At 70.2% G+C, this 13,211-nt stretch carries 12 protein-coding genes and 1 pseudogene; 6 read left to right on the top strand and 7 right to left on the bottom strand.

Annotated elements, in window-relative coordinates; translation table 11 throughout:
- Positions 1 to 23 precede the first annotated feature (23 nt).
- The 3 genes from ACZ32T_RS12270 to ACZ32T_RS12260 all read left to right on the top strand — a co-directional run bounded on the left by ACZ32T_RS12270 (position 24) and on the right by ACZ32T_RS12260 (position 3,082).
- Positions 24 to 1,259: a cytochrome P450 gene (locus ACZ32T_RS12270; RefSeq protein ID WP_467264183.1), complete on the top strand. Its 1,236-nt coding sequence runs from the start codon at positions 24 to 26 to the stop codon at positions 1,257 to 1,259.
- Positions 1,260 to 1,285: 26 nt separating this feature from the next.
- The gene (locus ACZ32T_RS12265) at positions 1,286 to 1,477 is read left to right on the top strand and encodes a ferredoxin (protein WP_467264182.1); all 192 of its coding nucleotides are present in this window, start codon (positions 1,286 to 1,288) and stop codon (positions 1,475 to 1,477) included.
- A gap of 114 nt (positions 1,478 to 1,591) precedes the next feature.
- The gene (locus ACZ32T_RS12260; protein WP_467366620.1) at positions 1,592 to 3,082 is read left to right on the top strand and encodes a methylmalonyl-CoA mutase family protein; all 1,491 of its coding nucleotides are present in this window, start codon (positions 1,592 to 1,594) and stop codon (positions 3,080 to 3,082) included.
- A 50-nt stretch (positions 3,083 to 3,132) separates the two neighbouring features.
- Here the strand turns inward: ACZ32T_RS12260 and ACZ32T_RS12255 are convergent, their stop codons facing one another.
- Positions 3,133 to 4,005, bottom strand: a complete 873-nt coding sequence (locus ACZ32T_RS12255) for an SDR family oxidoreductase (RefSeq protein ID WP_467264178.1) — start codon at positions 4,003 to 4,005, stop codon at positions 3,133 to 3,135.
- Positions 4,006 to 4,165: 160 nt separating this feature from the next.
- Between ACZ32T_RS12255 and ACZ32T_RS12250 the strand changes: the two are divergent.
- Positions 4,166 to 4,495, top strand: a pseudogene (locus ACZ32T_RS12250) (hypothetical protein); the annotation flags it as partial.
- Positions 4,496 to 4,965: 470 nt separating this feature from the next.
- On the opposite strand, the gene ACZ32T_RS12245 reads toward ACZ32T_RS12250, so the two are convergent.
- The 3 genes from ACZ32T_RS12245 to ACZ32T_RS12235 all read right to left on the bottom strand — a co-directional run bounded on the left by ACZ32T_RS12245 (position 4,966) and on the right by ACZ32T_RS12235 (position 6,721).
- A complete protein-coding gene (locus tag ACZ32T_RS12245; protein WP_467264176.1) occupies positions 4,966 to 5,286 on the bottom strand; it encodes a DUF2795 domain-containing protein in 321 nt (106 codons plus the stop codon).
- 160 nt (positions 5,287 to 5,446) lie between these two features.
- Positions 5,447 to 5,959 (bottom strand): PP2C family protein-serine/threonine phosphatase, encoded by a 513-nt coding sequence (locus tag ACZ32T_RS12240; protein WP_467366988.1) that lies wholly within the window; start codon positions 5,957 to 5,959, stop codon positions 5,447 to 5,449.
- 45 nt (positions 5,960 to 6,004) lie between these two features.
- Complete coding sequence (locus tag ACZ32T_RS12235) at positions 6,005 to 6,721, bottom strand: PP2C family protein-serine/threonine phosphatase (protein ID WP_467366618.1); 717 nt, start codon at positions 6,719 to 6,721, stop codon at positions 6,005 to 6,007.
- Between the two features lie 297 nt (positions 6,722 to 7,018).
- Between ACZ32T_RS12235 and ctaD the strand changes: the two genes are divergently transcribed.
- Entirely contained in the window at positions 7,019 to 8,764 is a 1,746-nt protein-coding gene (ctaD, locus tag ACZ32T_RS12230) for an aa3-type cytochrome oxidase subunit I (RefSeq protein WP_467264172.1), read from the top strand.
- Entirely contained in the window at positions 8,761 to 9,150 is a 390-nt protein-coding gene (ctaF, locus tag ACZ32T_RS12225; RefSeq protein WP_467366615.1) for an aa3-type cytochrome oxidase subunit IV, read from the top strand. Before ctaD ends, ctaF begins: the two co-directional genes overlap by 4 nt.
- 30 nt (positions 9,151 to 9,180) lie before the next feature.
- On the opposite strand, the gene qcrB is transcribed toward ctaF, so the two are convergent.
- The 3 genes from qcrB to ACZ32T_RS12210 form a co-directional block, all read right to left on the bottom strand.
- The gene (gene qcrB, locus ACZ32T_RS12220) at positions 9,181 to 10,851 is read right to left on the bottom strand and encodes a cytochrome bc1 complex cytochrome b subunit (protein ID WP_467264169.1); all 1,671 of its coding nucleotides are present in this window, start codon (positions 10,849 to 10,851) and stop codon (positions 9,181 to 9,183) included.
- 132 nt (positions 10,852 to 10,983) lie between these two features.
- Complete coding sequence (locus ACZ32T_RS12215) at positions 10,984 to 11,304, bottom strand: hypothetical protein (protein ID WP_467366613.1); 321 nt, start codon at positions 11,302 to 11,304, stop codon at positions 10,984 to 10,986.
- Between the two features lie 29 nt (positions 11,305 to 11,333).
- A complete protein-coding gene (locus ACZ32T_RS12210; RefSeq protein WP_467366986.1) occupies positions 11,334 to 13,151 on the bottom strand; it encodes a thiamine pyrophosphate-requiring protein in 1,818 nt (605 codons plus the stop codon).
- Positions 13,152 to 13,211: the final 60 nt, after the last annotated feature.

Raw genomic sequence — 13,211 nt, 5'->3', positions numbered from 1 at the left:
ACCGTTCCGTTCGAGAGGCAGTCATGACCCGGTCCGCAGACCCGGCACACGAGACGGCGTCGCCGTATCCGCAGTTCCCGATGCGACGCACCTGCCCGTTCAGCGAGCCGGCCGAGTACGCGGGGCTGCGCGCGGACGAGCCCGTGTCGCGTGCCTCGCTCAAGGTGAACGGCAAGCCGACCTGGCTGGTGACCCGGCACGAGCACGTCAAGCAGGTGCTCGGCGACCCGCGGGTGAGTTCCAACCTCAAGCGTCCCGGCTACCCGCACCAGTTCCACATCTCCGAGGAGATGCTGGCCCACGTCCGGCTGATGATGCTGTCCATGGACCCGCCGGACCACACCGCACAACGCCGCATGCTGATACCGGAGTTCACGGCCCGGCGGACGAAGGAGATGCGCCCGCGGATCCAGGAGATCGTCGACGAGCGCATCGACGCCATGCTCGCCGCGGGCGGCCCGGTGGACCTGGTCCAGGCCCTCGCCCTGCCGGTGCCGTCCCTGACCATCTGCGAGCTGCTCGGGGTCCCCTACGAGGACCACGCCCAGTTCGAGGAGTGGTCGGGGGCCCTCATGAACCACGACCTCAGCCCCGAGGAGTACGGGGCGGCGGTGCAGGCGCTGGACACGTACCTCGACAAGCTGGTCACCCTCAAGGAGACCGAGCCGGGTGACGACCTGATCAGCCGGTTCCTGGAGAAGAACCGCATCGAGCAGGCCGCCGACCACGTGGACGTGGTGACCATGGCCCGGATGATGCTCGTGGGCGGCCACGAGACGACGGCCAACATGATCGCGCTCGGTGTGCTGGCCCTGCTGGAGCACCCGGACCAGCTGGCCGAGCTCCGGTCGGACCACACGTTGCTGCCGAACGCGATCGAGGAGCTGCTCCGGGTCTTCTCCATCTCGGACTCGGGCACCGCCCGCGTCGCGGTCGAGGACATCGAGGTGGGTGGTGTCACCATCCGCGCCGGTGAGGGCATCCTCGCGCTGAACAACGCGGCCGACCACGACGAGGCGGTCTTCGCCGACCCCGGCACCCTCGACTTCCACCGCAAGGAGGCGCGCAGCCACCTCGCCTTCGGGTACGGGATCCACCAGTGCATGGGCGCGAACCTCGCCCGCGCGGAGCTGGAGATCGTCTACGGCACCCTGCTCCGCCGTATTCCGGGCCTCCGGCTGGCCGTGCCCGTGGAGGAACTGCGGTACAAGGACGACGCCATGGTCTACGGCGTCTACGAACTGCCCGTCACCTGGTGACGGCCGACCCGATCGGAATCCCTGTCATGCATGTCACCACGGACCTCGACCGGTGTGTGGGCTCCGGCCAGTGCGCGATGCTCAGCCCTGAGGTCTTCGACCAGGACGACGACGGTCTCGTCGTCGTCCTCCAGGAGAAGCCGGCCGCGGAGCTGCTGGAGGACGTCCACCGCGCGGTTGACCTGTGCCCCTCACGGTCCATCCACGTCACCGGCTGATCCGGCCGCGCCTCGGCGCTCCCGCGCCGTGGTGCCGTGCGGGACGACGCCCGGCACCACGGCGCGCGAGCCGGGCGCCACGGCACGCACGACGACGACTGAGGACGTGAACCCGTGGTGACGAACCGACCTCGCTTCCCCGGACCGGGAGTACCCGTCGAACCGGTCCACGGGCCCGGCGCCCGCCCGGGCCCGCCGTGGACCACGCGTCGGTTCACCGGATCCGGCACCGCGCGGGAGTCCAACACCCGGTACGGACGGCTGATCGCCGACGGCACGACGGACCTGTCGGTCACGTTCGACCTGCCCACCCGGACGGGACACGACTCGGACTCCCCCGCGGCCTCCGGCGAGGTCGGCAGGACCGGCGTGGCCATCGACTCCGTCGACGACATGCGTGTCCTCTTCGCCGGGATCCCGCTGGACACGGTCTCCACGTCGTTGGTGGTCGACGCCCCCGCGTCCCTGATGCTCCTGCTCTACCAACTGGTCGCGGAGGAGCAGGGGGTCGGCGCCGGCATGCTGAGGGGCGCGATCCGGAACGACGTGCTGCAGGAGTACGTCGCGCGCGGGACGTACATCTTCCCGCCGAAGCCGGCGCTGCGGCTGGCCGTGGACGTCTTCACGTACTGCGGGGCCGAGATCCCGCGGTGGAACACGCTCTCGGTCTCCGGCCACCTCATGGCCGAGGCGGGCGCGTCGCCGGCGCAGGAGATCGCGTTCACCCTGGCCGACGGCATCGAGTACGTGCGGGCGGCGGTCGCGGCCGGGCTGGACGTCGACGCATTCGCACCGCGGCTCTCCTTCGTCCTCATGGCCCGTGCGACGGCCGAGGAGGAGGCCGCCGGATTCCGGACCGCGCGCCGGATCTGGGCGCGGGCGATGCGGGAGGAGTTCGGGGCGAGGAATCCCGCGTCCCTGGCGCCTCGCTTCCGCACGCAGGCGGGAGGCGCGCGGCACGGGGCGGATCCGGTCGGGGGCGCCCATTCGGGGAAACCCGGCGGCGCCCCGTCACCACGCCTGCGGTCGTTCGAGCGTGCCGTCACCCCGTCGGCGGACGGGTCCGCGCGTCCGGCCCCGGGCGGCCGACGGGCTCCGGCGTACGAGACGGACGTTCCGGCGACGGCCGGGCACTTCTCCGGGTCCTGCGCCATCGGGAGGACGGCCGACGACATCGAGGCGGCGGCGGTCGAACTCATGCGGAGGGTGGAGGACTTCGGCGGGGCCGTCGCGGCCATCGAGCACGGCTACCAGACAGGTGAGATGGCGGGCAGGGCCGGCCGTTCCTCCCGGGCGGCCGGCTCCCGGGGGCCGGCCGCCGCCGGAGACGACGGCTTCCGGATCGACGAGGAGGCAGCCCACGAACCCCTCCACGTCTCCTCCTCCATCGGGACCCGGCAGGCCGAACGCCTCGCCAAACTCCGCGCCTGGCGGGACCAGGACCGGGTGGACCGCCATCTCGCCGGATTGCGGAAGGCGGCGGCCGGCGACGACAACGTGCTGTACCCCATGAAGGAGGCCCTGTCCGCCGGGGCGACCGTGGGCGAGGTCTGCGGCGCGTTACGCGATATCTGGGGTACGTACACGCCCGGCGGGCCCTTCTGAGCGGACCTCCGGACGGCCCGTACGGCCTGCGCCGCCGGCCCGGAGGCACCTCACTCCGGGCCGGCTCCGGGCCGGGGGCCGGCGAGGGACTGGGCCTGCTGGAGGAAGAGCGGCAGCCACTGCTCGTAGGAAACCGGTCCGAGGTGCTCCAGCGCCGTTCGAGCGTCCTCGCCGACGGGTGTGTGCAGCGGCGTCCCGGGGTCGTCGACAGCGGCGAGGACCGCCTCGGCCACTTCACCGCAGTCGCCGGCGCCCTCCTGGACCCGTGCGAGGAACCGCGCCGTCCACGCCCGGTCGGCGGTGTACGGGTCGGCTGCGGACAGCTCCGACGGAACCGCGGTCGCGGAGTTGTCTCGGTTGATGCGGGAGGCGAAGCTGCCGGGCTCCAGGCACACCACGCGGATCCCGAAGGGTCGCACCTCGGCGGACAGCGCCTCGCTGAGCGTGCCCAGGGCAGCCTTGCCGGCGGCGTAGAAACCGCCGTGCGGCACGGCGAACGTGCGGCCGGCGAGGGAGGACACGTTGACGATGACGCCGCTGCCGCGGGCCCGCATCGCGGGAAGCACCGCGCGCGCGGTGCGTACCGGCCCCCAGAAGTTGGTCTCCAGCACCGCCCGCGCCTCGTCCTGCGGCATGGTCTCCACGGGCCCGGTGCGGTCGATGCCGGCGTTGTTGACCAGCACGTCGATGGCGCCGTGCCGTTCCTGCACCCCGTCGACCGCGGCGGCGACCGAGGCGTCGTCGGTGACATCGAGCCGGGGCACGTCCAGGGTGAGGTTCTCCGCCCGGGCACGGGCGAGCAGTTCACCGGCGCCGGCGGGATCGCGTACGCAGGCGTGGACGCGGTCGCCCCGGCGGGCGAACGCCAGCGCGGTCTCCAGGCCGATCCCGCTGCTGCAACCGGTGATGAGGACCGACGGCATGATGAGCTCCCTGCTTTCCGGCGTCGTACGTAGGTGACCGGCGGGTAGCGTACGAACACGCCTCCGGGAGCCGCATCCCCTATGGCCCCCTAGGCTCTCCCGCTCCTGGCCCTTGACGGCCACGGTCACACGTCCGAAAGGACCGCTGCTATGCCCGCTCATGCATGACGACGTGCGCAACATCGTGCCCGGCCTCATAGCCGCCGGAACCAGCGCCGCCCTCGGCCGGCTCGCCCGGACGTCCCTGTGGCAGCGCGGACTCCGCCGCGAGCAGGCCTTCTTCGGGCTGCCGGGGAACAGCGAATGCCTGCTCGTCGTCAACCGCGACGCCGGCGGCGTCGGCGCGGTCCACCGTCAAGACGGCTTCGCGCTGCTCGAACTCTCGGCACTCATCAAGGATTGCTCGGCACACGCCCGGATCGTGTCGCACGACACCGCCCAGCAGGGCTTCGGTGAACGTACGGAGTTCTGCGTCGGCGCCGGCAACTCGACAGGACATGATCAGGGACCGCGCGTCGGGCAGGGGCAGACCGGCTTCGGACGATGACCGCAAAGCAAGATCAACAGCGCGGCTTGTCGGGAAGAGCGGCCCGGCCGGCCACGTGCACGCCCGGCCACCACGGCAGACCCCAAAGGGCTCGCGCCACGCATGGACACCATGCCGGACCTCGCGACCGAGCTCAACAACGTGCTTCCGGAAGGACAGGCACGCCGGAACAGGTCGTCGCCGTCATCCCCGCTGAGACTCCCGAAGGGCCGACACCTTCGTTTCAGGAACCAGCCAGAGCAAGCTCACACCTGCGCAGGTCAATCAGCCCGATCACGCGCTCGTCGGACTGGTCACACGGACTCGGCGGGCTGCACGCGTCATCGTCGGTCATGCTCCCACGTTCGCACGCCGTGTCACTCCCTGCCGGACATGACGTGCCCGGTCTTCAGGGCGTCATGCGAAGGGGGCTCTCACCGCTCCAGCTCTTCGTCCACCGGAGGCTTCGGAGCGTCCCGCAGATGCTGCGACAGGCCGGGCTTGCCGCCCTGGCGCGCCTGCTCGCCCTTCTGGCCGGGCGTCCGGTGCAGGTCCGAGTCGGGATCGAGGCGCACGGAGTGCGCGACGTCGTCACGGTTGTCGTACTGCTCTGCCGGAATACCTTGAAGGGCCTTGATGACCTCGTCCCGCGCGTTGGCACCCTGCGCGGCAGTCAGCAGATCGTCCTTCCCTGCGGGGAAGTCCACAGCGTCCAGGGCTCGCAGTACTTCCTGCATGGTGGTGTGCGCTGCCATCGAACCACTCCTCGGTCTCGTCGGGCAGGCCCCCGCGACCTGCCGTGCCGCCTGCTCCGCGCCCCCGCTGCCCACGGGGGCCCCTGAATATCTTCTCCTCCCGGACGCTGATCCGCACATGCGCCCGGAGAGAGGCGGTGCGGTCCACGGAGACGGTCCTTCAGGCGTTTCCGTGGGACGCGGCGGGTTCGTCCGGGTGCGAGCGCAGCTCTCCGGGCGCGTCCGTGCAGGTTGGGCGCGGGCCGTGCCGTTCCAGAAAGAGCACGGTCGCGTCGTCCTGGAGCCGGCCTTCCTGGTACTCCAGAATGCTGTGGATGAGGCGGCGCAGGGTTTCGGGGACCGGGAGCCCTTCGGCGTTGTGGGCCAGGACGAAGTCCATGAAGCGCTGAAGGCCGAATTCGTCGCCGGCGGGGCTGCGGGCTTCGGTGATGCCGTCGGTGTAGAGGACCAGCCGGTCGCCGGGGTTCAGCTGTTCGCGGCACACGGTGGCGCCGATCCCCAGGTCGGTGCCCAGCGGATGGGACGGCGGGCACGGCAACAGGTCCGTCCAGGTGCCGTGGCGGACCACGACCGGGGAGTGGTGGGCATGGCTGGTCCAGGTGATCTCACCGGTGCGGGTGTCCAGATCGACGAGGGCCGCGGTGACGTAACGATCGGCGCCGAGCTGCTCGATCAGCGTGCGTTCGATGAACTCGCCGGTCTCGATCAGGGTGGCGTTCTACCGGCGGGCGTTGCGGCAGGCGGCCACCGCCATGTTCGCGGTCAGCCCGGCTCCGACGTCGTGGCCCATCGCGTCGAAGACGCCGAGGTGCACCACGTCGTCCGCCAGCGCGTAGTCGAAGGCGTCCCCGCCGATCTCGTAGGCGGGCTCGAGGGCGGCGCTGATCGTCACCTGACCGTTGGCGAAGGCTCGCGGCGGCATCAGGTTCCACTGCAGTTCGGCTGCCACCGTCATCGGCCGGGTGCGGACCAGCCGTGCGTAGGAGTCGCTCTGGGAGCGCACCGAGAGGATCAGCAGAGTGACCAGGGTCGCCAGCCGCTGCACCACCCGCACCGTCTGCTCGTCGGTGTCGTCCGCTGTGACACGCAGGACGCCCACCCGTTCGGCTCCGTTCAGCAGCGGTGTCCACCAGCAGCCTGCTTGCGCTCCTTCGCCGCGCTGCGGTGTCAGACGGGTGAAGGCCCGGCCGGCTGGTGTGTCGTCGATGGGCAGCTCGTCGGCCACATGCCCGAGGGCACCGTCTCCCGCGTTCAGGCCCTGCCCGGTCACCAGGCGCAGTACGTCCTCCTGCAGGTCGGCCAGGTAGATGGACGCCCCGTGCAGGCCGGCGTGTGCTGCCTGGGCACGTACCGCTGCCGGCAGTTCCTCCAGGGACATGCCATGACTGGCGTCGAGAAGTCCTGCGAAGACGCCCTCGCGGTCACGCATCGCCATCGTCCCTGTCCTCGTGTGACTGCCGCGTCCGTCCGCCCCTCATCGGGGAGGGCCTGGCTCCGCTACGACGGCGCGAAACCGGGAGCCCGCCGTTGCCATGCGCTCCTACCACCGTAATCGGATCACGGCGCGAGCCGGAACAGGACCGGCGGCGGTCTTGGAGATGCAGGGCGGGGGCAGTCTGTAACCGTTGGCACGGCACGGCCCTCCAGGTCCTCGGAACGGCTGACCGTAATGCGAAGGTTGGCGGGCAGCGACCGCCATGCCGGTCGCGGTGACTCCGGACAGGGAGGACACATGACGTCGCCGGGCGCGCGGACAGGGACTGCCGAGGAGGACGCGAGGGAGGAGAGGCGTGAAACCGGAAGGCGGGTCGGACAGGGCTCGAAGCTGCTGAGTCCGCTCTCGACGACCGATCACAAGGTCATCGGCAACATGTACCTGGTCACCGCTTTCGGGTTCTTCCTGTTCGCCGGTGGGCTGGCGATGCTGATGCGGGCCGAGCTGGCACGTCCGGGCATGCAGATCGTCTCGCCCGAGCAGTACAACCAGCTGTTCACCGTGCACGGCACGATCATGATGCTGCTGTTCGCCACCCCGACCTTCACGGGCTTCGCCAACGCGATCATGCCGTTGCAGATCGGCGCGCCCGACGTGGCCTTCCCCAGGCTGAACGCCTTCACCTACTGGGTCTATCTGTTCGGTGGCCTGCTGGTCGTCTCCGGCTTCCTCACCACTGACGGTGCGGCGGCGTTCGGCTGGTTCGCGTACGCGCCGCTGAACGGCGCCCTGTTCTCGCCGGGAACGGGTGAGGACCTCTGGGTGATGGGGCTGGTGGTCTCCGGCCTGAGCACCATTCTCGGCTCGGTCAACTTCATCACCACGATCGTCTGCCTGCGCGCTCCAGGAATGACCCTGTTCCGTATGCCGATCTTCACCTGGAACGTGCTCTTCACCTCCATCCTGGCCCTCCTGGCCTTCCCGGTGCTGACGGCCGCGCTGCTCGCGCTGGAGGCGGACAGGAAATTCGGCGCGCACATCTTCGACGCGTCCAACGGAGGTGCGCTGCTCTGGCAGCACCTGTTCTGGTTCTTCGGGCATCCGGAGGTGTACATCGTGGCGCTGCCGTTCTTCGGTGTCGTCAGCGAGATCCTCCCGGTGTTCAGCCGGAAGCCGGTCTTCGGCTATGTGGGTCTCGTGGGCGCCACCATCGCCATCACCGGTCTCTCCGCCACCGTCTGGGCGCACCACATGTTCGCCACCGGCGGGGTGCTCCTGCCTTTCTTCTCCCTCATGTCGTTCCTGATCGCCGTGCCCACGGGTGTGAAGTTCTTCAACTGGATCGGGACCATGTGGCACGGTTCGCTCTCCTTCGAGACGCCGATGCTGTGGTCGATCGGGTTCCTGGTCACCTTCCTGCTCGGCGGGCTGACCGGAGTGCTGGTGGCCTCGCCGCCGCTCGACTTCCACCTGACGGACAGTTACTTCGTCGTCGCGCACCTGCACTACGTGCTGTTCGGCACGATCGTCTTCGCCACGTTCGCCGGTTTCTACTTCTGGTGGCCCAAGCTCACCGGCCGGATGCTCGACGAGCGTCTCGGCAAGGTGCACTTCTGGACCCTGTTCGTGGGCTTCCAGGTCACCTTCCTCGTCCAGCACTGGCTCGGTGAGGAAGGCATGCCCCGCCGGTACGCGGACTACCTGGCGGCCGACGGCTTCACCGCCCTCAACACCGTCTCCTCCGTCGGAGCGTTCCTCCTGGGCCTGTCGACGCTGCCGTTCCTCTACAACGTCTGGAAGTCGTACCGGTACGGGGAGAAGGTGACCTCGGACGATCCATGGGGCTGGGGCCGCTCCCTGGAGTGGGCGACCAGTTGTCCGCCGCCTCGCCACAATTTCCGTGCGCTGCCCCGGATCCGCAGTGATTCCCCCGCGTTCGACCTTCACCATCCTGAGGTGCCGGTCCTGGGCGTGCCCCCGAAGGGGCCGCCGGGCAGTCACATGCCGCAGGGGTCCGGGAGCACCCGGGAGGTGACGAAGTGAAGGGCGAGGCCTGGCTGTTCACCGGGGTGGCGTTCTTCTTCGCCGTGACCTGCTCCGTGTACGCCGCCTTCGCGCCCGATCCCGCGGGCATCGCGGCGCTCGCGGTGTCCGGTCTGATGGCGGTGCTGATCGCCGCCTACCTGTGGTGGGGGTACGCGCGTGTCGGACCTCGCCCGGAGGACCGCAGGGACGCGCGCGTGCGGGAGGCGGGCGGGAGGCGCGCGTTCTTCCCCGCGCGCAGCTACTTCCCCGTCATCAGCGCGGCGGGCTCCGCCCTGCTCGCCCTCGGCATCGTGCAGGGGCTGTGGCTCTTCCTCATCGGCGTCGGCGTGCTGATCCCCGGTGTGTACGGTTTCGTCTTCCAGAACGCCGACCGTGGGGTATGACCCGGGACGGGTGAGCGGCCGGGCGCCCTCTCACTCCGCGGAGTCCGTGCGCACCCCGGCGGCCTCCGTCCGGTCCGGTCCGGCCAGTACGGCGTCGATCTCCCGCTGTTGCTCCACGCTCACGTGAGGCCGGACCCGGTCGCGGTAGTACCAGTGGCTGAGCGATGACCGCAGCCGGAGCACGAGCCGCCCGCCGGCCGGGGCCCGCCGCCCCGAGCGCGCTTCCAGCGGCCGGGGGATGTCCCGTGCCAGCAGTACGTGACGTCGTCCTGCGGGGAGCGGCCGGTGCTCCGGGTGATAGCCGCCCTCGACGGACTGGCGTACCTCTCCTGAGGGCTCTCCTTCCTCCAGCAGGTCCCTGTCGTGCGCCTGCAGGGCCAGGCAGAGCCGACCGGTCACCCAGAAGGCCGTCACCGGCAGCACGAACAGAGCGACGCGGAAGGTCCAGGTCAGAGCGTGGACGGGCACGTCGAAGACGAAGGCGAGCACGTCCTGGGCACCGGCGAGCAGCAGGACCGCGTACGCCGTGAGCGCTCCGACGCCCAGGCCGGTGCGGACCGGCCGGTCCCGTGGGCGGTCGCACAGGTGGTGTTCGCCGGTGCCCCGGGTGATCCAGCGTTCGAAGAAGGGATAGGCGTACAGCACCATGAACAGGGCGCCCGGCAACAGCACCCCGGGGACCAGGGGATTCCACATGAGGGTGTGTCCCCACAGTCCGGTCTCCACCCCCGGCATCAGCCGCAGGGCGCCTTCGAGGAACCCGACGTACCAGTCGGGCTGGGAGCCGGTGGAGACCTGGTCGGTGCGGTAGGGACCGTAGTCCCAGACCGGGTTGATCTGGGCGACCGCGCCCAGCACGGTGAGCACGCCGAAGACCATGAAGAACAGGCCGGCCGACTTCGCCGCGTACTGGGGGAAGAACGGCTTCCCGGCCACGTTGCGGCCGGTCCTGCCCGGTCCCGCCCACTGGGTGTGCTTCAGGCGCACGATGAGCAGCAGGTGCAGGCTGATCAGTGCGAGGAGAAGACCGGGGACCAGCAGGATGTGCACCGGGTAGAGCCGGGAGACGATCTCCTCCCCCGGATATTCGCCGCCGAAGACGAAGAAGCTCACGTAGGTGCCGACGACGGGGACGGACAGCATGATGCCCTGCGCGGTCCGCAGGCCGGTCCCGGACAGCAGGTCGTCGGGGAGCGAATAGCCCGCGAAGCCCTCCAGCAGGGCGAGGAGGAACATGGTCACCCCGATCATCCAGTTGGCCTCACGCGGCCTGCGGAACGCCCCGGTGAAGAAGACCCGCAGCATGTGTACGCCGATGGAGGCCACGAAGACGAGCGCCGCCCAGTGGTGGATCTGACGGACCAGCAGCCCGCCCCGGACGTCGAAACTGATGCGCAGGGTGCTGGCGTACGCCTCCGACGTGCGGACTCCCCGCAGCGGGCCGTACGAGCCCTGGTACACCGTTTCGGTCATCGACGGCTCGAAGAACAGTGTCAGGTAGACACCGGTCACCATCAGCACGACGAAGCTGTACAGCGCGAGTTCGCCCAGGAGGAAGGACCAGTGGTCCGGGAAGGCCTTGCGCAGCAGTGACCGGGCCGCCTCGGTCAGCGGGAGTCGGGCGTCGACGGCGTCCACCGCGGCTCCCGCCGTGTGCCGGGCCCCGCTCCGCAGACGTGCCTTCTTCCTTGCCAGCAGCATCGGTGCGTTCGCTCCCGTCAGCCGATCGTTGAAGAGTCCGAAATGAGCCGTGCCCCGCGCGGCCGGCCGGTCGGCGGAGCCGGCGTCCGGTCAGCCGCTTGCACGCCCACCCGCCGCCGAGGGCGGTGCCGGTCAGGAGAGCCGATGCGAGAACGGGGTGGTGGGAGAACCCCCGGCGACCGGCCCCGGGCGGCCGGTGTTCCGGACCGCCCGGCTCATGGCCTCGTTGGCCGCCGGTACGGCCCAGGCGCTCCGGCCGCTCACGGGTCCGGCGAGCTCCTGCCGCACGACCTGGGCGGTGGCCGCCGCACCGCAGGTCCGGCCCGGCCCCGTGGTCGCTCCCGACCGCACACGGACGAGCACCGGTGTGGTGGACTGCCAGGCCGGCGTGCCGTCGCCCTCCGGGGCGTCGGTGGGGACCGTGTACGCGGCGGCCTCGGCACCGTCGCTCACGGGGTCCGCCCCGGGTGCGGGAGGTGACGTCATTTCTCGCTCTGCCTGCCCCCGGCTTCGTCGCCGTGGTGGTGGCCGGGCAGGAACTCCTGCACCTTGGCCTTGAAGCCCTGCTTGATCATGCCGCCGCGGTCGCTGTCCCCCTTGACGATCGAGGAGACCACGGCTTCGGCCTGGTCCCGGGTGGCGTGCGGCGGGATGGGCGGCACGGCCGGGTCGGTCCGGAAGTCGATCACGAAGGGACGGTCGGAGCCGAGCGCCTGCCTCCATGCCGCCTCCACCTGGTCGGGCTTCTCGACCCGGACTCCGCCGAGACCGATCGACCGGGCGAAGTCGGCGTAGGGGACGTCCGGGATCGCCTGGGAGGGCAGGAACTGGGGGGCGCCGGACATGGCGCGCATCTCCCAGGTGACCTGGTTGAGGTCCTGGTTGTTCAGTACGGCCACGATCAGCCGCGGGTCCTGCCACTCGTGCCAGTACTTCGCGGCGGTGATGAGTTCGGCCATGCCGTTCATCTGCATGGCGCCGTCCCCGACGATCGCGATGGCCGGGCGCCCGGGGTGGGCGAACTTGGCGCCGATGACGTACGGCACGCCGGGCCCCATCGTGGCGAGCGTGCCGGACAGGGAACCGCGCATCGTCCCGCGCAGCCGCAGATGACGGGCGTACCAGTTCGCGGCGGACCCGGAGTCGGCGGCCAGGATCACGTCGTCGGGCAGGAGCGCGTCGAGGCTGTGGACGACGTACTCGGGGTTGACCGGGTCGGCCTCCACGGCGGCACGGCCTTCCATGACCTCCCACCAGCGGGCGGTGTCCTTCTCGATCTTCTTGCGCCAGGCGCCGTGCTTCTTGCGCTTCAGCCGCGGGAGCAGCGCCTTGAGGGTCTCCTTGGCGTCCCCGACGAGATTGACCTCGAAGGGGTAGCGCATTCCGATGTTGTGCGGGTCGATCTCGATCTGGACGGCACGCGCCTGGTCGAACTCGGGCAGGAACTGGCTGTAGGGGAAGCTGGAACCCACCACGAGGAGCGTGTCGCAGTCCATCATGAGCTCGTAGGAGGGCCGGGTGCCGAGCAGCCCGATCGCCCCTGTGACGTACGGCAGGTCGTCAGGCAGCGCGTCCTTGCCGAGGAGTGCCTTGGCCACTCCGGCCCCGAGGAGCTCGGCGAGTTCCTGGACCTCGGCCCTGGCGCCCCGGGCGCCCTGGCCGATGAGGACGGCGACCTTCTCGCCGGCGTTCAGGACCTCCGCGGCCCGCGTCAGGTCCGCGTCGGCCGGCACGGGGGCGGAGGCGGCCGCGCCGAGGCTGGAGGGAACCATCTTGAAGGCGTGTGTGGGCGGCGAGTAGTCGAGCTCCTGGACGTCGGCCGGGATGATCACGGCCGTCACCGTCCGCCTGCTGGAGGCCGTGCGCATCGCACGGTCGAGGACGTTGGGCAGCTGTTCGGGGACGGTGACCATCTCGCAGAAGTCGGAGGCCACGTCCTTGTACAGGCTCAGCAGGTCGACCTCCTGCTGGTAGGAGCCGCCCATCGCACTGCGGTTGGTCTGCCCCACGATGGCGACCACGGGGACGTGGTCCAGTTTCGCGTCGTACAGACCGTTGAGGAGGTGGATCGCCCCGGGCCCCGAGGTCGCGGCGCAGACCCCGACCTTGCCGGAGAACTTGGCGTAGCCGACGGCTTCGAACGCCGCCATCTCCTCGTGCCGTGCCTGGACGAATTTCGGCTGGTTGTCCGCGCGTCCCCACGCCGCGAGCAGCCCGTTGATGCCGTCGCCCGCGTAGGAGAACACATGGTCGACCTCCCACTCGCGGAGGCGCTGCAGGACGTAGTCGGACACCTTCATCGACACGTGTTTTCCTCTCATCTCAACCGGTGTGTGTGGTAGGTCGGCGGGCTGCCGAGT

This window comes from Streptomyces sp. NPDC023573 (genome assembly GCF_055559735.1).
This window is presented reverse-complemented; position numbering and strand designations above follow the sequence as displayed.

Excerpts from the sequence above, each read along its gene's own strand:
- ACZ32T_RS12270 (WP_467264183.1), top strand. The coding sequence starts at position 24 with ATGACCCGGTCCGCAGACCCGGCACACGAGACGGCGTCGCCGTATCCG.
- ACZ32T_RS12265 (WP_467264182.1), top strand. The coding sequence starts at position 1,286 with ATGCATGTCACCACGGACCTCGACCGGTGTGTGGGCTCCGGCCAGTGC.
- ACZ32T_RS12255 (WP_467264178.1), bottom strand. The coding sequence starts at position 4,005 with ATGCCGTCGGTCCTCATCACCGGTTGCAGCAGCGGGATCGGCCTGGAG.
- ACZ32T_RS12245 (WP_467264176.1), bottom strand. The coding sequence starts at position 5,286 with ATGGCAGCGCACACCACCATGCAGGAAGTACTGCGAGCCCTGGACGCT.
- ACZ32T_RS12235 (WP_467366618.1), bottom strand. The coding sequence starts at position 6,721 with ATGGCGATGCGTGACCGCGAGGGCGTCTTCGCAGGACTTCTCGACGCC.
- ctaD (WP_467264172.1), top strand. The coding sequence starts at position 7,019 with ATGACGTCGCCGGGCGCGCGGACAGGGACTGCCGAGGAGGACGCGAGG.
- qcrB (WP_467264169.1), bottom strand. The coding sequence starts at position 10,851 with ATGCTGCTGGCAAGGAAGAAGGCACGTCTGCGGAGCGGGGCCCGGCAC.
- ACZ32T_RS12210 (WP_467366986.1), bottom strand. The coding sequence starts at position 13,151 with ATGAAGGTGTCCGACTACGTCCTGCAGCGCCTCCGCGAGTGGGAGGTC.